Below are 19,797 nucleotides of genomic sequence, written 5' to 3'. Positions count from 1 at the left end.
GGAGCATCCACCATGACAATCACCAGCGACCTGCCCGTCGTCGACCTGCCCGCGCTGCCGTTCGAGCGCGACCAGTTCGACGTCAACGGCATCGCACCCCTGTTCCGCGAGCTGCGGGACACCCAACCGATCGTCCGGGTGCGCACCTCGGCGGGTGACGAGGCGTGGCTGGTCACCCGGTACGAGGAGGTCAAGACGCTGCTCAACGACCCGCGTCTGGGCCGATCGCACCCGGAGCCGGCCAAGGCGGCCCGGGTCGCGAACGCGGCCGTGCTGACCGGGCCGCTGGGCACCCCGGACAAGGAGGTCGCCGCCCGGCAGCGGTTCCGGCGGCTGATCGGGCCGTCGTTCGCCGCCCGCCGGGTGGAGAAGCTGCGCGGGCAGGTGCAGGAGATCGTCGACCAGCTGCTTGACGATCTCGCGGCGAGCCCGCAGCCGGCCGACTTCCACGAGGCCCTCTCCTTCCCGCTGCCGGTCCTGGTCATCTGCCAGCTGCTGGGCGTGCCGACGGAGGACCGCACCGAGTTCCGGCACTACTCGGCCGGCGCCACCGCGCTCGACGACCCCGCCGCGGCGAAGGCCGCCTGGGAACGGCTCGTCGCCTACATGTACCGGCTGATCGACATCAAGCGGGCCGAGCCGGGCGAGGACGTCTTCTCCGACCTGCTCGCGGTCGCCGAGCAGGAGAACCTCACCGACGACGAGATCGCCCGGATGGGTGCCGGCCTGCTCTTCGCCGGCCACGAGACCACGGTCACCCGGCTGGACCTCGGCACCCTGCTGCTGCTCACCCACCCCGACCAGCGGGAGAAGCTGCAGAACGACCTGAGCCTGGTGCCGTCCGCGGTCGAGGAGATGCTGCGCATGGTCGCCCCGTCCACCCAGGACGTCCTGCCCCGCTACGCCCACCAGGACATCACGGTCTGCGGCACCGACGTACCGGCCGGTGACCTGGTCCTGCTGGCCTTCACCGCGACCAACCGGGACCCGGACGTCTTCGTCGACCCGGACCGCTTCGACATCACCCGCGACTCGGACCGGCACATCGCGTTCGGGCACGGGCCCCGGTTCTGCATCGGGTCGAGCCTCGCGCGGGCCGAGTTGCAGTGCCTGTTCGCGACGCTGCTCGTCCGCTTCCCCAACCTCCAGCTCGCTGTCCCCCCAGCCGAGCTGGAGTTCCGCGACTTCACCCTCACCGGTGGCGTAACCTCCCTTCCCGTCACCTGGTGAGCTGAGTTCGCGGAACCAACTGGCACCGCCGGCCACGTCCCGCCGGCGGTGCCAGTGCCGTGCCCGCCACCACCCTTCCGGCATACCCGGACCCGGCCCCACGGGATGCCCCGGCGCACATGGGCCGGTCCCCGCGAAACCCCGGACCGCGCGAAACCCCGGGCCGCGCGAAACCCCGGGCCGCGCGAAAGCGAAACCGCCGTCCACACCCGCCCGGTCCACCCGGAGCCCGGTCCCTGCACAGGTCCGCCGGCCGCGCCGACCGCTACCTGCCCGACCCGACTACCGGGCAAGGATCAGGTGCGAACAGCGCGGTGGCCGCCATCGGGGGGATGATGGCGGCCACCGCGGGTGGGGGGAAATGTCACTCGGCGACGCGGGTCTGCGCCGTCCAGCGGTAGATGACGACGTCACCGTCGACTGCCGTCAGCGACTCTTCGGTGCGCTCGAAGTGCTCGTAGCCGCAGCCGTACCGGACTTTGATCTTCGGCTCCAGGCTGCTCACCAGTCGGGCCCGAAAGTCGTCGGGAAAACCGTTCGGGCCGCCCTCGAGACGAACCTTCACCTGCGACGTGGTCATGGCCATACCTCCGGCTCTGTGCGGTCGACGGGCTGTGCCCGACGGTGGGGTCGGGAAGCGCCGGTGCCGACGTCCCGGTCGGTGACGATGTCGGGCCGGTCCCCGGCCCGCACGGTCCGGGGACGTCCTCGGCCCCGCCCGTCTCGTCTCCGGTGCACGGCGATCAGCCGATCGTCCAGGTGTCGCCGCTGTCGAGCAGTTCGGCGAGCATCCCCGTCGGATCGTGCGGCATGGTCGCGGTGGCGTGCGCGAGCTGCGTGCGTACGGTGTCGTCGTAGCAGGGCCGGTCGATGGCGCGGAACACGCCGACCGGGGTGGTGCCCAGGTCGGAGCCGGAGAGCCGGGTCAGCGCGAACGCGTACGCCGGGTCGGTGACCGACTCGTCGTGCACCACGATCTCGCCGGCCGGCACCTCCGCGGTGCGGCGTACGACGAGCCCGAAGCCGCCCGGCGGATGCGTGACGCAGAACCGGCCGTCCGCACCGAACCGGATCGGCTCGCCGTGGGTGAGCCGGATCAGGTGGTCGTCGCGGACGTCCGGGTCCTTGAGCGGCGCGAAGGCACCGTCGTTGAAGATGTTGCAGTTCTGGTAGATCTCGACGAACGCCGAGCCGCGGTGGGCCGCGGCGGCCCGCAGCACCGACTGCAGGTGCTGACGGTCGGCGTCCAGGGTACGGGCGACGAAGCTCGCCTCGGCGCCGAGCGCCAGCGAGAGCGGGTTGAAGGGTGTGTCGGGCGAGCCGACCGGCGTCGACTTGGTGGTCTTGCCCAGCTCGGACGTCGGCGAGTACTGCCCCTTGGTCAGGCCGTAGATCCGGTTGTTGAACATCAGGATCTTGAGGTTGACGTTGCGGCGCAGGGCATGGATCAGGTGGTTGCCCCCGATCGACAGCGCGTCGCCGTCACCGGTGACCACCCAGACCGACAGGTCGGGCCGGCTGACGGACAGGCCGGTGGCGATGGCGGGGGCACGCCCGTGGATCGAGTGCATCCCGTAGGTGTCCAGGTAGTACGGGAAGCGCGACGAGCAGCCGATACCGGAGATGAAGACGATGTTCTCGCGCGGGATGCCCAACTCGGGCAGGAACCCCTGCACCGCGGCGAGGATGGCGTAGTCACCGCACCCGGGGCACCAGCGGACCTCCTGGTCGGAGCGGAAGTCCCGGGCGGTCAACGACAGGGCGACCTCAGGCATCACCGATCACCCTCTCGAAGACGTTCGCCAGTTCGCCGGTGGTGAACGGCGAACCCTCGACCTTGGTGTGGGACACCACGTCGACCAGGTACCGGGCGCGCAGCACCCGGGCGAGTTGACCCAGGTTCATCTCGGGGACGACCACCCGGTCGTAGCGGGCCAGGACGTCGCCGAGGTTCGCCGGCAGGGGGTTCAGGTGCCGCAGGTGGACCTGCGCCACGGCAAGTCCCCGTCGGCGCAGCGCCCGGCAAGCCGCCGTGATCGGCCCGTACGTCGAGCCCCAGCCGAGCACCAGCACCCGGGTGTCCGGGTCCGGGTCCTCCACCTCCAGGTCGGGCACCGGGATCGACGCGATGCGGGCCGCCCGGGTGCGGACCATGAGGTCGTGGTTGGCCGGGTCGTACGAGATGTCGCCGGTGCCGTCCGCCTTCTCCAGGCCGCCGATCCGGTGCGCCAACCCCGGGGTGCCCGGGACCGCCCACGGCCGGGCCATCGTCTGCGGGTCCCGCAGGTACGGCAGGAACCGGCCGTCCGGGCCGTTGGGTTCCCGGGCGAAGCTGACCCGGAGGTCGGGCAGCCGGGACACGTCGGGCAGCAGCCACGGCTCGGAGCCGTTCGCCACGTAGTTGTCCGACAGCAGGATGACGGGGGTGCGGTAGGTCAGCGCGATCCGGGCCGCCTCGATCGCCGCGGCGAAGCAGTCCGCCGGTGTCGCCGGGGCGATCACCGCCAGTGGCGCCTCGCCGTGGCGGCCGAACAGCGCGATGTCCAGGTCGGCCTGTTCGGTCTTGGTCGGCATCCCGGTCGACGGGCCGGCGCGCTGCACGTCGATGACGACCAGCGGCAACTCCAGCGCGACCGCCAGGGAGATCGTCTCACCCTTGAGCGCCACCCCCGGCCCCGAGGTGGTGGTCACCCCCAGCGCCCCGCCGTAGGAGGCGCCCAGAGCTGCGCCGATCGCCGCGATCTCGTCCTCGGCCTGCATGGTGGTGATGCCGAACCGCTTGTGCTTCGACAGCTCGTGCAGGATGTCCGAGGCGGGCGTGATCGGGTACGCGCCGAGGAACACCGGCAGCTCCGACCGGACGCCGGCCGCCACCAGGCCCAGCGCCAACGCCGCGTTGCCGGTGATGTTGCGGTACCGGCCGGGCGGCATCGGGGCCGGCGCGACCTCGTACCGGACGGTGAAGTCCTCGGTGGTCTCGCCGTAGTTCCAGCCGGCCCGGAAGGCGGTGACGTTCGCGGCGGCCAACTCCGGGCGGGTGGCGAACTTGCGTTCCAGGAACCGCAGGGTCGACGAAGACGGACGGGCGTAGATCCAGCTCAGCAGGCCGAGCGCGAACATGTTCTTGGCCCGTTCGGCGTCCCGCTTCGACACCCCCGTGTCGGCGAGCGCGCCGATGGTCAGTGTGGTCAGCGGCACCGGATGGACCTCGTACCCGTCGAGCGAACCGTCCTCCAGCGGGTTGGCCCGGTAACCGACCTTCGTCAGTTGGCGTCCGGTGAACTCGTCGGTGTCGACGATGATCGCCGCGCCGCGCCGCAGGTCGGCAAGGTTCGCCCGGAGCGCGGCCGGGTTCATCGCGACCAGGACGTCGGGTGCGTCGCCGGGGGTGAGGGCGTCGGAGGCGGAGAAGTGGAGCTGGAAGCTCGACACGCCCGGCAGGGTGCCGGCGGGCGCCCGGATCTCGGCCGGGAAGTTGGGCAGCGTCGCGATGTCGTTGCCGAGTTGGGCGGTCTCCGAGGTGAACCGGTCCCCGGTGAGCTGCATCCCGTCGCCCGAGTCACCCGCGAAGCGGATGACCACCCGGTCGAGCTGCCGGACCGGAGCCTGTCCCGTCGCCGCGCCGGTCGTCGTCGTGTCGTGCACCATCGTCGTCATGGTCTCGCCTCCCGATCGTCAGACGCCGAAACTGGAGAGCACCTCGCGCAGCCGGGCGGCGAAGGCGCGGGGGTGGGTGGTCAGGCCGGCGTGCCCACCGGGGAAATCCGTGGTCGCCACCCCGAGGTGGGCCGCGAGGCGCTCGGCGGCGACGTAGCCCCACACGCCGTGCGAGTCCTGCCCGCCGGCCGGGACGACCCGGGTCGGCGAAGTCTTCATCGCGTCGAGATCGTCCATGTCGAGCCGGTAGTCCCGGAACGCGGGCAGGTCCCGGGCCAGGAAGAACTCGATGTTCGCGGTGCGCCGCTCGTCGGGTGGGGACATGGTCACCCCCGGCTCGGTCTCCAACCGGCGGAAGTCCACGCCGTTGAGCGCGCCCAGACGTAGCAGGGCCGGCAGGCCACCGGTGCCCCGGTGCAGCTCCTCCGCCTCGTCCAGACCGGCGTTGACCGTGCGGCACATGTCGTCGGCCAGCAGGTCGAGGATCGGCGGCTCGTGCGTGACCAGCACCCGGACCTGTTCCGGGTGCCGGGTGGCCAGGTGCAGCCCGGTGAGGCCGCCGATGCTCGAACCGAACACCGCCGCCGGCTCCGAGGTCACCTCGGCCAACAGCCGGTGCACGTCGTCGGCGTGGGTCTCCACGGGCACCGGACGGCCGTCGTCGGGGTCGATGACGCTGCGCGACAGGCCACGCCGGTCGTAGGTGACCACCGTGTACGCGTCGGCGAGCTGCTCGACCAGACCGGCCGCCCGGTCGGCGTCCCCGTCCCCGCCCTGGAGTATCAGCAGCACCGGCCCGGAACCACAGATCTGGTAGTACAGGTTGGCGTCCGGAACCCGAAGCGTGCGACCGATCTCACTCATACGCCCGATCGTCGCGGGCGGACCTAACGCGAACCTTGCGTGTGGCTGTAGCACCCCACCCGCCCGACGCGGGCCATCCTGCGGCGTGCCTGGGCGGCGGCGGCAACGTCCGATGCGCGGGCATGCCCACCGGCAGCGCACCCGGCGGTGGCGTGCCTGACCCCGGCGCCGCCGGGCGGCGGCGTGTCTAGGCGGTGGGGGCGAAGGTGGCGCGCAGCGCCGGTTCCAGCGACCGGCCGGTGGTGGGCGTGATGAACAGGTCGGCCAGCAGCAGGTCGCCGAGGTGGGTCGGGTTGAGGCCCGCCTCCCGGCGCGCGAGACCGTGCAGCAGGCCACCGCAGCCCAGCGAGGCGCGGACGACGGGGGCGGGCAGGCGGCCGACCCGACGGGGACGGCCGACCGCGTCGGCGATGCGGCCCATCATCGCCGCCCAGGTGAGATTCTCGTCGGCGACCGGGACGTCCTCGCCCCGGGCCTGTTCGAGCGCGTCGACGGCGACCTCGGCCACGCTGCGCGCCGAAGCGGCGGCCGTTCCACCGACGGGAACCGCCAGCGGTGCCCGGGACCGTGCCCACCGGTCGAGCGGACCGGCCCAGTTGGGCAGCCGGTCGCCGGTCCGGCCGAACACGAACGGCAACTCCAGCACGGTGACCGGCAGATCCGGGCCGGCGGCGGCCCGGCCCTCCCGGGCCTGTTCCCACCGACACCGAATGTACGAGTGGCGGGTCGTGAGACGCCACTGTGGATGCAACCGGTCGAAGTGGGTGTAGTAGGAGCCCATGACGACCCCCCGGGTGAGCCCCTCCTCGCGGGCGGCGGTGAACAGGCGCACCACCGGGTCGACGAGTTCCCGACGCAGGAGCGGGTGGATCGGCCGGGGCAGCACCCGCTGCTCGTCCGCCCGGGTGGCGAGGACGACCCCGTCGTGGCCGGCGAGCAACGGCCGGAGGTCGTCGATCGCGGCGGACCCCAGATCGAGCAGGTGGTCGACGCCCGGCTGGGCGGTACGGGCCACCGTGGTGACCGTGTGGCCCCGCCCGCGCAGCACCCCGACCACATGGGTGCCGATCAGGCCACTGCCGCCCACCACGAGAATTCTCACGTCCCATCGTCCACTCCGGACGGGGCGGCTTGTCAAGCGGTGCACCGCCGCGAGGTGCTGTCAGGTGCCGAAACCGAACGGCACGTAGCGGTCACCGAGGACGTGCCGGAGGCCGTACGGCAGGATGCTCGCCACGATCGACGCCGCTATCGCGTGGGCAGGGTCGCCAGTTCGGCGAGGAGCCGTTCGGCGCGACGGGTGTGCAGGAACGCACCCCGCTCGGCGGACACCGCCCGTGCCTGCTCGGCGACGGCGGTCACGACCTCGACCGGCTCACCCTGGGCCCGCAGGAGCCGGGCCCGCAGCAGGAGCAGCAGCCCTTCCGGATGGCGCTGACCGCAGGACTCCAGATAGAAGTCGGCCTGGTCGAGCGCCGTCGCGGCGGCGTCGACCGCCCCACCGGCGATGAGCATCTCGCCGAGCAGCCCGTGCCAGGCGGCGACGTCCGAGCGGGGCGGGTCGAGCAGGTGCGAGGCGATGAGCTGTCGCGCCCGGTCCGCGTTGCCGATCGGGTCCCGGCCGGTGACCGCCAGCGCCCAGTAGCGGGCCAGCCGCTGGTAGGTGCCGAGGAAGACGAAGGAGAACCCGGGATCGACCGCGATCCCCCGCCCGGAGGCGCGCAGCGCCAGCACCGGATCGCCGACGATCACCGCGATGCGGGTGGCGGCGCACGCCCACACCGTGACCATGTACGGGTCCTCGCCGGCCAGGTCTTCGAGCCCGTCGAGCAGGGCCCGCCCGTCCGCCACCGCACCGTGCAACGTGGTGACCTCGGCCAGCATCGCGGCCATCAGCAGCTGGAGGTCGTGCCGCACTGGGTCCCCGTCCCTGCGCGGGATGTCGAAGATCATGTCCCGGGACCGGTCGAGCCAGCGGATCGCCTCGCCGATCTCCCCGTAGTCCCACTGTTGCAGGCCCCAGGCGTGCAGACCGCAGGCGAGCACCCACGGATCGCCGGACTCCTCGCCCCGGCGCAGCAGCCGGCGGGCCAACGGGGCGCTGCGGTCGAGCTCGATCGCCTGGACCAGGGCGGCCCAGCGGGAGTAGAGGAAGCTGGCCGCCTCCCGTTCCAGGCCGAGGCCACAGGCCAGGTGTTCGGCCCGCTCCAGCAGGTCGGTCACCGAGAAGCCGTACATCGACCGCATCCCGAGGACCGCGGTGAGCTGGGCCAGCGCGGCCAGCTCCCACTCGGCGAGGCCCGCGCCGCGGGCCACCTGCACCGCCGCGCGCAGGTGTCGCTCGGCGACGTCGAGCGCCGACTTGCCCGCCGCGTGCCGGCCCGCGCGGATCAGCGCCCGGGCCGTCCGGGCCGGCTCGGCGAGCAGACCGGCGGACCACAGGTGGTGCGCGAGGCGCTCGGCCACCGTCTCGGCGTCCGGCCCGCCCCGTTCCAGCGCGTCCGCGATGCGCAGGTGCAGCTGCCCGACCTGTGCCGGTCGGGTCGTCGCGGCCACCGCCTCGCGCACCAGGTCGTGGGCGAACCTCAGCGAGAACGGATCGGCCGGCCGGCTCTCCAGCATGCCGAGCGCCTGCACCGGTTCCAACCGTTCGAGGCAGCCGTCGAGGTCGAGGCCGGCGGCGCGGGCGAGCAGTCCGAGTTCCACGTCCCGGCCGATCAACGCGGCGATCCGGAGCAGGTCGCGGGCGTCGGCGTCCAGCCCGGCCAACCGGTCGATGACCACGTCTCGTACGGTGGCCGGCACGCCGGCCCGCCCCCGGGGCCGGTCGTTGAGCAGGCGGGACAGCTCCCGGACGAAGAACGGGTTCCCGGCGGTGCGGGCGAGGATGCCGCGGGTCGCATCGGGGGTGGGCACGGCACCGGTCTCCCGGCGGATGAGTTCGGCCACCTCGGCTTCGTTGAGGTTGCCGAGGATGATCCGCTGGTGGCCGGGGAGCCGGCTGACCGTGGCGAGCATCCGGGACAGTGCGGAGCCAGGGGTGGGGGCGCGGTCGCGTAGCGCACCGATCAGCGTGGTGCGGTCGGGCAGGCGGGCCGCGAGGTGGCTGACCAGTTGGAGTGACGCACTGTCAGCCCATTGCAGGTCGTCGAGCACGAGCACCATCGGCCGCTGCGCCGAGGCCGCCGCGATGATCGCGACGACCTGCTCGAAGAGCCGGAACGGGAAGCCGTTGTCGGGCAGCACCGGCGCGGCGAGGACGTCCCGGCGCGGTTCCAGGAGGCTGCCCAGTTCCCGGCCGACCGAGGTGTGTCGTTGCCCGGCGGGCAGCCCGTCGAGGACGGCGCGGATGGCCTGCACCCACGGCCACATCGAGGGGGCGCCGCCGCCCTCGGGGCACTGCCCCCGGACGACGAACGCGCCGCGCTGCTCCGCCTCTGCGGTGGCCTCCCGGAGCAGCCGGGTCTTGCCGACCCCGGGCTCGCCCTGGACGACCACGAGCGCGGTGCCCCCGGCGAGGGCCGCCGTGGTCGCGTGGTGCAGTGCCGCAAGTTCGCCGGCCCGGCCGACCAGGCCGCCACCGGTCGGGGCCTGCGGCGGGGGTGCCACGGGCGGCACCGACCGCGTCGACGCCGGGCCGAACGCCCGGTGGTAGGCCTGCCCCAGGGCCGGGCCGGGGTCGACCCCCAGTTGCTCGGCGAGGTCGGTGCGGACGGCCCGGAACACGGCCAGTGCCTGCTCCTGCTGACCGGCGGCGGCCAACGCGGTGACCAGGCTCGCCTGCACCGGCTCGTGCAGAGGTGCCATCGTCGCCGCCAGGCGCAGGGGGGCCAGCACGTGGTGCGGCTGCCCCAGCGAGACGGCCAGATCGGCGGCGACGACGGCGGCGGCGAGGAACTCCCCGTCCAGCGCCGCGAAGAGGGCGACGGCACCCGGCCGGTGCACGTGCCCGTCACCGGCCGGCCCCCGCCACAACGCGAGCGCCCGCAGGTATGCGTCGAGGGCGGCCCCGCCCCGCCCTCCGACCCGGTGGGCGTCGGCGGCCACGACGTGCTCGCGGAAGGCGATCAGGTCGAGCATCTGCGCCGTGGCGGACAGCCGGTAGCCGGTCGGGTGCCGGTGCAGGTAGGAGCCGACCGCGCGGGGTGGTAGCTCGGGCTCCAGCAGGCGGCGCAGCGCACCGACATACTTGTGGATGACGTTGAGCGCGGTCGCGGGGGCGTCGTCTCCCCAGACGAGGTCGATCAGCTCGGTGGCGCTGACCGGCCCACCGGCGCGGGCCAGGAGCAGGGCGAGCAGGTAGGCCCGCTGGCGGGGGCCGGGGTCCAGCTCGACGCCGTCCCGCCAGGCCCGGAGCGGGCCGAGGATCTGCAGTCGCAGTGCGCCTGGCGACCGGATCCGGTGCTCGCCCCCGACGCCCTGTCCCGACATCAGCCCCGCCACACCTCGGTACCCCCGGCCGTCGACGACATCGACGGCCTTCAGCTTACGCGAAAGGCCGCAATGCCGACCGGAGAGCAGGGCGCGCCCGAGGCGGTGGCCGGCTGACCGGGCGTCACTCACCAACGCCAGCCGTCGCGCCCGTTGTCCGGCACGGACTCCACGCTCAGGTGCGCGTTCAGGCCGTGCCCGGTCAGGTAGGTCTGGACGAGTTGGCCCTGCACGACCGTGTTGTTGTAGATGCTCATCGAGGTGCTGTCCTGGTGGACGCACCAGAGCTGTCCCTCGCTGTGCGGGTCGTAGTCGTCGAGCACGACGTGGGCGCCGGGCCGGGGCAGGCCCCCGTCGGGGGTGGACGTCAGGTACTCGTCGCCGTGGAGCAGATAGAAGCACCGGTCGGCACCGCGCTGCCCGGCCGGCACCGGCTGCCACTCCCTGGTGCCGGTCGTGGTGGGCAGCAGTTGCACCGGCCGGCCCTCGACGCCGTCCGGGCCGGCCACCCCCAGCTCGGCCTCCGTGCCGGCGGGGGCGGTGACGGGCAGGATGTCCCGCCGCAGTTCGAGGTCCGTCGAGGAGGAGAGGAACCACCGTTGGTACGGCGAGTCGGTCGCGTCCCGGGCGGCCAGCAGGAAGTCGCCCGGCAGCGCGGTGAGCGCCTGGCCGGTCAGGTAGTTGAGCAGGGTGTACGTGCCGTCGCCGTTGCTCACCGGCCGCCACAGCTGGGCCAGCGACGGTGACCAGCCCAGTGCCGCGCGGGCGTCCGGGGCGGCGTCGGCCAGGCCCAGGTAGCGGTCGTCGGTCGAGTTGCCCTCCCGTACCCGTTGCAGGCGCAGGTGACCGGGGAACTCGTTGTCCCCTTCCAACCGCCACTGTTGCGCCCGCGACGGGTCGTACGCGGTGTCCACGACCAGCGACCCGCCGTTGGGTTCGGCGTCGGCCACCCGGGTGGTGGCGGCGTTGCGCAGCAGGGCCTGGCCGGGCCTCGTCGGCGTGGACAGCGGCGGCACCTGCGCGGCGGCGCGCAGCTCGAAGCCGTAGGTCACCGGGTGGTGGTCGGAGTTGGTGATCGTCGTCTCCGTGTGGGCCTGGAAGAGCCGCGGCGCACCGTTGCCGAAGGCGGTGACGGCGTAGTCAAGCGTGCGTACCGGCCCGAGGGTCGGGTGGGTGTTGCCGTCCGGGGCCATCACGCCGTACTGGTTGGCCGGCAGGGCGTTGCGCAGATCCTGGGGCTCACGGTTGAAGTCACCGAGCACGATCCACTCGTACGGGCCGTTCGGGCCGGGGTTGTTCTGGATGTACGTGCGGATGTTCGCTAGCGTGGTCGGGATGTCGTTGCCGGCGCCGTTGCCCGACCAGCCGTGCACGGTGAAGAAGAACGTCTCACCGATCCGCACGCCGAGTGCCGGCCGGGCGCCCGCCTGACCGGGGACCAGGGCGATCTGGTCGGCCCGCTGGGCGGTGGCGATGGCCAGGTTGACCCGGTTCGGGCCCTGCGTCGAGGTGTCCGTGTTCAACCAGTACAGGTGACGGGTGGGTTCACCGAGCAGGGTGCCCAGGTAGTACTCGTACACCGGAGGGAAGACACCGTTGTTCTGGAACACGTTCTGGGTGTACTGGCCCCGCTCGTGCGCGCTGCCGGCCGGTGGCGACCCGGCCTCCTGGAGCGCCACCGCCAGCGCCCCCGCGCTGAGGAAACCCGTCACGGTCGCGTACTTGTTCTCGTAGGTGCCGCCCGCGCTGGAACCCGCGCCCTGCATGTTCCAGGTCACGACCGTCCGGCGGTTGCCGTCGCGTGGTTCGAGTTGGCCGACGTCGCGCAGGAACAGCGACGGCCACCGTTCGCCGGTGCGTACCGCGACACCCTGGCCGGCGTAGTTCACGGTCTCCCGGCCGGACCAGTCCTTGATCGCCGTACCGCCCTGGCTCAGCGGGGTGAACGCGCGCGGATTCGCCTGGTCGGACCCGAACTGGTAGATCGCCTCCGCATCGGCGCCGTCGCTGGAATACGGCTCGTAGGGCAGGTAGGGACCACCGGCGACGGACTGTTTGATCATCGTGTTGCGGTGGAAGACGTTCTGCGGGCCGGACGCGCCGGACCACTTGATCGCCTTCGCCGCCGCCGCCCACCAGATCGGGAACCAGGTGCCGTCCTCCAGTTCGCCGCCCTCGCCGCCGCAGTTGGCGGTGCAACTGCCGGACCGGTGCTCGTACGGGACGCGGACGGTGTTGCCCTCGAACAGGTTGTAGCGTTCCCAGCCGCCGTGCAGGTTGAGGTCGGAATCCAGGTCGTTGCCGAACGCCACGTTGCCGCTGGCCGACCACTGGAACGTGAAGTGCCGCAGGTTCCGGCTGGTGTTGTAGGCCCACAGCGAGTCCCAGACCCGGCTGCCGCGCAGGTAGCCGTTGCCGCCCTTGCCCTTGTTCCACGCCCCGTCGAACGTGTTGTGCTCGATCTGGAGGTTGCGGGCGACCTCGGTGACGATCGGGTGCGAGCCGGTCATCGACCCGGCCAACCCACGCGCCCAACTGTTCGCGGCCCACTTGAAGGCGATGCCGTGCATGGCGTACTCGGGGGCCAGGTTGCCGTAGTTGTGCACGGCGTCGGTCGGGCTCGGCTGGTAGACGCCACCGAGCAGCTTGGGCAGGCCGGACATCTCCTGGGAGAACGCGAAGTTCTCGAAGCCGACGCCCTCCACCGCACGCAGCGGGGTGATCTTGCTGGTGTAGACGTTGCCGGCGATCGGCGCGGAGCCGTCCGAGGTGGAGTCGACCGGCGCGTCGTACTCCAGCGGGCGGTCCAGGGTGACGGTCTTCGCCGACGTGTTCACGGCGGTCGCCCGGAACATCTGCTGGCGCATGTGCAGGTTCTCCCGGGTGCCCGGGTCGTCCGGCGCGAGCCCCTGCTGCTCGTAGAAGCGCAGGCTGTTGGCCACCCCGACCCAGACGTAGCCGCCGACCCGGAAGCCGTCCATCTTCGCCTTGGCGTCGAGCCGGATCACGTTCTGCCCGGCGCGGGCCGAGAACCCCGGGTCGGTGGAGGCCGATCCCAGTTTCTGGCCGGAGGCCCAGTGCTGGTTGATCGAGCCCTCGAACAGGTCCTTACGGTTGGCGGGGGCGGCGGACCACTCGTCGGCGTACCGTTCGGCGACCTCGCGGGTCTGCACCTTGAACAACGCCCGGCCCGGCCAGATCCAGCCCCCGGTGCCGGTGTCCGGTGCCGAGCCGAACGTCATGGTGTCCTGGTTCCACCGGCTGCCGTCGGCGGTCAGCGTGTCGTACCGGGTGTTGACGTCCGGCCGGAACACCACCCGGGTCCCGCCGCTGCCCGCGCCCTGGCCCCGCAGCACCAGGAAGTTCGCGTCGACGTAGATCTGCCGGGAGATGTCGATCCGCCCGGCCGGCAGCGCGATCAGCGAGAGCCGGCGGGCGTTGCCCGACGGCGAGCAGTTGGCCTTGATCCGGTCGATGGCCGACTGGAGGCCCACGCTGTCGTCCACCGAGTCGTCCGCGCGGACCCCGAACTCACCGGCCAGCCGGGCCGGGTCGATCGTGCAGGCGCCGCCGGCCAGATCACCGTCGGTCGGCAACGACTGGCCGCCGAGATAGCCGACCCGGGACCAGTCGGGCATCCCGGCGACCCCGCCGATCCGGTTGCCGGCGGTCAGCTCGGCATCCCCCGCGACGCCCGCCACCAGCGACGCCGCCCCGCCTGTCGACGGCGGCACCCCCGCCGGCCGGGCCGCTGCCTGCGCCGACGACGGCGGGGGCACGGCGACCGTCGCGATGAGCAACAGCCCCAGCAGTACGCGGGCAGCGCGGACCATGAACGTCTCCCCTGTTCCGGGTGGGTCAGTACCGGTAGTAGTGCGCGTCCTTACGGCCACCGGAGGCGGTCGTGCCCTCGGCGGCGATGCCGATCCCGGTGACGCCGTTGTAGAACGTCTCGTACTTCCGGTTCGGGCCGATCACCAGGAAGGTGTCGGTGCTGGTGTTGAAGTGCCCGACGACCGAGATCAGGGTGGCCTCGCTGCCGGTCGGCACCGGCCCCCACCAGCAGTCGGCCCCCGGGTCGAGGACCGGGCCCAGCTGCACGGTCTGGTTGTTGAGGGTCAGGTATTCGAGGTGCACCCGGTAGTTGCCCCAGGGGCAGAGCTGCACCCACCCGTCGCGGATGGTGGAGGCCGAGGCGGGCGTCGTCGGTGCCACGACCAGCGCGACCGCGCCGACCGACGCGACGACCGTCGCCACCGCACGACGGAACTCGAAACGCTTCGATGTCATGCCAGGCAGGGTAGGTCGCCCCAGTGGACAGACAGTGAATCCCCGATTCAGTACGCCGCACCACCGGACCACCCGGCACAATCGGTGACGGAGAAGCCGAGAGTGGTCGTGGCGTCCCCCAGCTCACGACCGGGCCGTGTGCTGACCCCCTCCGGCCCGCGCCGAGGTCACCACTGCGAACCGGCGCGTCATCAGCCGAACACACCCGGTGATGTTCTTCGATAGTGTCGACACATGCCCCACAGTCGTGAAACAGCCCCTAGGCAACGATCGATCCCCGCAACGCACTCGCACCGGCCGCCCGGCAGGCACGGTGGCCGGCGGTGACGGGTCCAGAATCATCAGGGCCGTCCCGGTCGGCTCGGCCCGAGTGCACCGGCCGTGTCCACTGAGGTCGTCGCGGTACTGCGTCTCGCGCCACTGGCGCTGGGTTGGCCGGGCGTGTATCGGTTCGTCAGACGCGACGTCGACGGGATCATCGAGGTCTTCGACCGGACGGTGGGGCCGATCATCGACGCGAGCATCACCGGTGTGGGCCGACGACGGCAGATCTCGCGGATCCTGCTGGGCACCAGTGTCAAGGTGTGTCTGGCCATGTCCGGCTACGCGCAGGCCACGGGCATCGCCTTCCGGGCCGACCGGGCCGTGCTGGGAAGCTCCTTCACCCGGGTGTACGATGACCTGTTCGACAACTTCCGCGCCCCTGACCTGGACGAGCGGTTGACGGTCCTGTTCGACGGCGGTTCCTTCCAGCCACAGTCGGATGCCGAGACGATGCTGTTGGGGCTCTACCGCGCCATCGAGACGGTGCTGCGGCACGAGGATTCCGCACCGGTCCATGCGGCGCTTCGCCGGATGCACCGGTTCCAGATCCAGTCGCGGCAGCAGCGTGGGTCCGTCGTCTCGGGGCAGGCCCTGCGGCGCATCACCCGCGGCAAGGGCGGGCTCGGCACGACAGCGCTCTTCGGGCTGCTCCGGCCGGCGCTGCCACCGCTCGACCAGCGGCTACTCGTGGAACTCGGCGACGTCCTCCAGGTGTTGGACGACTACCACGATGTGGCGCTGGACCGCGCCACCGGCGTGACCACCGAGGTGACGCTGGGATCGATCACCCTGTTCGAGACCGGCCGACGAATCGGGCACCTACGCCGGGAGTTCCGCCACCGGTACCCCGGGGGCAGCCGTGACCGACTGTTCGGAATGCTGTTCATGATGCTGGCGGGTGGGCTGGTCCATCACCTGATCGACCGGCACCGGCAGCGAGCCGGCACCCTCGCCCGCCCGCGTCTCCCCGCAGCGGAACCCGACCCCACCGATCGCCGGCCCCACCGGTTGCTCTTCTGGCCGGCAGGGAACATCGGTCCCGTGGCGGAGAATCCCCATGCCGATGACAGCGGCTGACGCGCGGGTACAATTTAGCTTTTTGTCTTCACGTTCGGTGGGGGCGTGGTCGCGGCCGGTAGAGTGAACCGGAGAGAGCCGATCGCTCCCGGACGGTGGACCCGGGAGGCGAGCGGCCCGCGTGGTCATCGCGGCCGAGGAGCACGACGGCAGCGCGGGCAGGGGTGCCGGCGAGAGGCGGCAGGCGGTGAGGACAGCAGAGGGGATGCTGGCCGAGTCGGGCAGCGTACAGCCGGGTGTCCCGATACCCCCGGCACCACTGGGCTGGCCGGCCGCGCTCGTGCGGCGGTTCACCGTCGGCTCCCACCGGTCGTCCTTCGCCCACGCCCGTAACGTCACCCTGGGCTGGCTGGTGGCCGCCGCGCTCGCCGTGATCGCCGATCGTCTGCTGGTCGACCACGTTCTGGCGACCTGGACCGCTGTCGCGATGATCGGCTACACGCTCGCGCGTGCCGTCGCACTGGTGATCTTCGAACGGCGACAACAGGCCTTCGAACGGAGTTGGCTCGAGGCCCTGTCACAGCTGCTACGGCGACACCCCTTCGAGGTGGTCGCGCTCCGGGTACAGGTGACCGTCGAAGAAACCCGGTCCGCCGTCCGCACGGTGGATCTGACCGACCCCGCCGACGTGGCCTGGTTGCTTCACCAGCAGACCGACCTCGGTGCCGACGTCTCGCCGCAGGCGCGAATCGAGTTCGGCTACTGGGGCAGCGACGGTGCCGGTCGCGGCAGCGACAGCGTGCGGAGACGTCTGGCCGACCTGCAGATCCGCCCGGTGGACATACCCATCACCTGGGCGCGCATCCGGTTTCCGCAGGCCCGTTACGTCGCGGGCGTGGGCGACACCGGGTCGGGCGACCGGTGGCCCGGCCGGGTGGCGCACTGGTCCCTCAGCGGGCCGGTGCAACTCACCACGGCGCGGGCGACGTGATCCCCGCCCCACCCGACCGTCATCCGCGAACCGCCGGCTCCGCCTCCGGCGTTTCCACCGGCCCCGGTACCGGCCGCCCCAGACGGTCCTGGAGCAGCCCGTGCCGGAACTGGTAGAGCGGCCCCACCTGGCGCAGCACGCCGAGCTTGTGCGCGTCGGCAAGAAACGTCATCAGCCGTAGCGGCGTTCGGCCACGCCACGCCAGCCAGATCCGCGCCAACACGAGCTGAGCCCACGCGCTGGTGGCGTAGACCATCATCCCGAGGCCGGCAGCCCCGAGCAGCAGCCCCACCGAGGCGCCGAGGAGTCCCTCCATCACCGGGGTCAGGTGATAGATCAGCCCGTACTGTTCGGCCCCGACGATGCCCCCCATGAAGCCGCCGACCAACCCACCCGCCGTCGCCCCCAGGACGGTCCCGTACAGCACGGTGCTGCGGTCGCCGCGCAACACGTTGCCCGGACTGGCCGGTTCCTTCGTCTCGGTCGGCTCGGTGAACCGTCGCACCATTCCGAACACCAGGCCGAAGAACAGACCGATCAACACCCCGTATCCGGCGCTGAACAGCAGACCGACGATCAGACCGCCGACCAGCGCGCCCACCACACCGAAGCCGATGTCCCGAACCAGAAACTCCGGAGCCAGATCCGCGCGGCGGAGCATCCGAGGTACGAACCGACGCGGCCGCTTGTCCCGCAACCTTCCCAACGGAAGCGCGGCGAGGAAGCCCACCCCCAGGCCGAAGGCCGCTCCCAGGAAGGGCCGGCCGAACAACCCGAACATCACCCAACCCAGCAGACCGCACCCCAGCGTGCCCACCGTGACCCGTACGACCTGCGGGACCGGACGGGGCACCGCACGGGTGAGCTGCCACCAGGCGAGGTCACGAGTCCCCAGGGTCTGGAGATGCATGGCCAGGAAGACCAACGCCTGCTGGGCGACCGCAGGATCCCACCGACGGGAAACCCGGGCCGGATTCGGCACCCCACGGTACGGGCGGATACGGAACACCGTGGGAACGAACCGGTCCAGGAGATACTCCTCGACGTCGTGCTGCCGGGGAAACCGCTCCCTGTCGAGCAGCTCACCCGGCGACACGTCCTCAGCCTCGTAGACGGTACGTGCGAGCGCGAGCATCAGCGGATTGGTCAGGGTCCGTGCCAGGTCGTTCGACGGATGGGCGACCAGGTCGGCCAGGACCGGCTCCCACTCCTCCAACCGCGCGTCGGCGCTGGCGTCGAGCAGGAAGTTCGCCGCGGCCTGGGGTTCCAGCGGCCGAAGACGGACGACCAGCAGACCCGTGAGCAGGTTCTGTTCGTTGGCCGTCAGGAACTCCTCCGTACGGCAGGTCAACACGAAAGGCTGGTCGGACCAGTCGCTGTGTAGCGCCCGCAGCGCGACGGACCGCAGCGCCGGTGCCATCTCGTCCAGGCCGTCCAGGATCGGCAACACCAGGCGCTGGGTGACGATCTCACTGCCGGCGGTGGAGCCGAACCGCGCCTCGCTACCCAGGAACGGATAATCCTCCACCAGTCTCCGGACCATCCAGTTGTCGAGGTTCTCTGCCGGATCCCAGGAGGCGATCTGCAACAGCAGCGGAACTCGTTCGGCTGCTTCCTTCAGCAGGTCGAGGGCAAGAATGACGCACAGGCCCGTCTTACCCGAACCTGGTTCGCCGATGACCACCATGGCGCGGGGCTGCCCCACGAACTCGTCGATCAGCCGCGGCAGCTCCCCGGTGGACGGCAGCGGTGACTGGGCTTTCGGCCGTTCCGCCACCTCCCAGCGGACCGGCATCTGCCGCGTCTCCTGGAGCTGACGCCGACGAGACTCCTCGTCCCACTGCTTGCGCACCTCGATGGCGAGCACCCGCACGGCCTGGTCGACCTGCTCCGGGGTGCTCACGACGTCGCGTTCAGACCGGATTTCCTTGAACAACGGCAGTAGCGCGGCCGCCGTGGACAGGATCGTCAGCACCGTCAGCAGGGTGGAGCTACCGAACACTTTCCACGCGCCCGCGATGACGGCGCCCAACACCAGCCAGAGGAGTAGTGGATACGCCGCCCTACGCCGCCATATGTTCGCCATCGAACCCCGTCGACCTACCCTTCCCACCATACTGAAACCGCACGCATCCGCACGCCTACGAAGCGTGCCATGACCATCGCAGGGCGTAAAGCGAGGCGATCGGTCCGGCCCGGCCGGAGGTTCCCGAACCGAACCGGCTGGCGGCAGCGTCGCGCACTTCCCCGGCCGCACCCCTACCCGAGACTGAGATCGTGCTGCTCCAGTGCGCTCTGAAGGATCCCGAGCGCTTTCGGCCCCACCCCGTGCAGTGCGGCCAACTCGGCGCGCGGCACACCCGCGAGGTCGCGCAACGTCGGGTAGCCGGCTGCGGTCAGCGCACGCGTTGCCGGCGCACCGATCGTCGGCAGGGTGTCGAGGGAGGCGTTCACGTCGCCGACCCTACGCACCCGCAGGCGCACCCGCAGCCACCGACGTGAACGTGTCACGAGGCCGGACGGCCACTACGGTCCCCGGCCGGACCGTTGCCCGGCCAGCAGACAGTGGACTCCCGGCCCGTCGGATCGGGTGTCATCCGGCCTGGTGGCGCTGGTGCCGGTCGGGTGCGGCTGGCACGGTCACCGCACTTCGGTGCTGCACCTCCGGCGGCTGCCTGGTCCAGCCGACGAAGCGGCGGTACAGGGGGCCGGCCGGTGCCCAGGGCATGTCCCCGGCCGCCCGGACGAAGCAGGCCCCGAGGTGGAGGGCCAACGACACCGGCGCGTCGGCGTACTCCGCGCGCAGTTCCTGCCGCCGGGTGGGGCACGGCCAGGGCCGGTCGCAGCCGCCGCAACTCCAGACCGGCGGCACCGGGCCGTGACTGGTCACTGCTCCTCCTCGGTCGGCCAGTGCCCACGGCTGATCGGAATCCGGTGTCGGACGTGGCAGGGCAGCTCGGCCCCGCACCGACAGACCCACCGCCATCGCCGCC

At 71.7% G+C, this 19,797-nt stretch carries 14 protein-coding genes; 3 read left to right on the top strand and 11 right to left on the bottom strand.

Annotation, left to right across the window (positions count from 1 at the left end; all coding sequences use genetic code 11):
• Window positions 1–12 precede the first annotated feature (12 nt).
• Window positions 13–1,230, top strand: coding sequence for a cytochrome P450 (locus tag AB0K25_RS24815; RefSeq protein ID WP_208569858.1), 1,218 nt, complete (start codon window positions 13–15; stop codon window positions 1,228–1,230).
• 364 nt (window positions 1,231–1,594) lie between these two features.
• Here AB0K25_RS24815 and AB0K25_RS24810 read toward each other — a convergent pair whose 3' ends face one another.
• The 8 genes from AB0K25_RS24810 to AB0K25_RS24775 form a co-directional block, all read right to left on the bottom strand.
• Window positions 1,595–1,810: a DUF5988 family protein gene (locus tag AB0K25_RS24810; protein WP_244253270.1), complete on the bottom strand. Its 216-nt coding sequence runs from the start codon at window positions 1,808–1,810 to the stop codon at window positions 1,595–1,597.
• Between the two features lie 163 nt (window positions 1,811–1,973).
• A complete protein-coding gene (locus AB0K25_RS24805; protein ID WP_208569860.1) occupies window positions 1,974–3,008 on the bottom strand; it encodes a 2-oxoacid:ferredoxin oxidoreductase subunit beta in 1,035 nt (344 codons plus the stop codon).
• The gene (locus AB0K25_RS24800) at window positions 2,998–4,878 is read right to left on the bottom strand and encodes a 2-oxoacid:acceptor oxidoreductase subunit alpha (RefSeq protein ID WP_219470823.1); all 1,881 of its coding nucleotides are present in this window, start codon (window positions 4,876–4,878) and stop codon (window positions 2,998–3,000) included. Before AB0K25_RS24800 ends, AB0K25_RS24805 begins: the two co-directional genes overlap by 11 nt.
• 27 nt (window positions 4,879–4,905) lie before the next feature.
• A complete protein-coding gene (locus AB0K25_RS24795; RefSeq protein ID WP_219468984.1) occupies window positions 4,906–5,751 on the bottom strand; it encodes an alpha/beta hydrolase in 846 nt (281 codons plus the stop codon).
• A gap of 187 nt (window positions 5,752–5,938) precedes the next feature.
• Complete coding sequence (locus tag AB0K25_RS24790; RefSeq protein ID WP_363822983.1) at window positions 5,939–6,853, bottom strand: NAD(P)H-binding protein; 915 nt, start codon at window positions 6,851–6,853, stop codon at window positions 5,939–5,941.
• A 146-nt stretch (window positions 6,854–6,999) separates the two neighbouring features.
• Entirely contained in the window at window positions 7,000–10,182 is a 3,183-nt protein-coding gene (locus tag AB0K25_RS24785; RefSeq protein WP_363822981.1) for an AAA family ATPase, read from the bottom strand.
• A 128-nt stretch (window positions 10,183–10,310) separates the two neighbouring features.
• On the bottom strand, window positions 10,311–14,015 hold the full coding sequence (locus AB0K25_RS24780) for a hypothetical protein (protein ID WP_363822978.1): 3,705 nt from the start codon (window positions 14,013–14,015) through the stop codon (window positions 10,311–10,313).
• A 25-nt stretch (window positions 14,016–14,040) separates the two neighbouring features.
• Window positions 14,041–14,472 carry a hypothetical protein gene (locus AB0K25_RS24775; protein ID WP_219468973.1) on the bottom strand — a complete coding sequence of 144 codons (432 nt, stop codon included), beginning with the start codon at window positions 14,470–14,472 and terminating at the stop codon, window positions 14,041–14,043.
• Window positions 14,473–14,853: 381 nt separating this feature from the next.
• On the opposite strand from AB0K25_RS24775, the gene AB0K25_RS24770 reads away from it, so the two are divergent.
• Window positions 14,854–15,873 carry a class 1 isoprenoid biosynthesis enzyme gene (locus AB0K25_RS24770; RefSeq protein WP_219468970.1) on the top strand — a complete coding sequence of 340 codons (1,020 nt, stop codon included), beginning with the start codon at window positions 14,854–14,856 and terminating at the stop codon, window positions 15,871–15,873.
• A gap of 352 nt (window positions 15,874–16,225) precedes the next feature.
• The gene (locus AB0K25_RS24765) at window positions 16,226–16,804 is read left to right on the top strand and encodes a hypothetical protein (protein ID WP_219468968.1); all 579 of its coding nucleotides are present in this window, start codon (window positions 16,226–16,228) and stop codon (window positions 16,802–16,804) included.
• A gap of 19 nt (window positions 16,805–16,823) precedes the next feature.
• On the opposite strand, the gene AB0K25_RS24760 is transcribed toward AB0K25_RS24765, so the two are convergent.
• The 3 genes from AB0K25_RS24760 to AB0K25_RS24750 form a co-directional block, all read right to left on the bottom strand.
• A complete protein-coding gene (locus AB0K25_RS24760; protein ID WP_363822974.1) occupies window positions 16,824–18,779 on the bottom strand; it encodes a hypothetical protein in 1,956 nt (651 codons plus the stop codon).
• A 284-nt stretch (window positions 18,780–19,063) separates the two neighbouring features.
• On the bottom strand, window positions 19,064–19,258 hold the full coding sequence (locus AB0K25_RS24755; RefSeq protein WP_219468962.1) for a helix-hairpin-helix domain-containing protein: 195 nt from the start codon (window positions 19,256–19,258) through the stop codon (window positions 19,064–19,066).
• A 139-nt stretch (window positions 19,259–19,397) separates the two neighbouring features.
• Complete coding sequence (locus tag AB0K25_RS24750; protein WP_219468959.1) at window positions 19,398–19,694, bottom strand: hypothetical protein; 297 nt, start codon at window positions 19,692–19,694, stop codon at window positions 19,398–19,400.
• Between the last annotated feature and the right edge of the window lie 103 nt (window positions 19,695–19,797).

The sequence above is a fragment of the Micromonospora sp. NPDC049257 genome, from assembly GCF_040678915.1.
GTDB classification, from domain to species: Bacteria; Actinomycetota; Actinomycetes; order Mycobacteriales; family Micromonosporaceae; genus Micromonospora; species Micromonospora antibiotica.
Note: the sequence above shows the minus strand (reverse complement) of the source record. Positions and strands in the feature narration are given on the sequence as shown.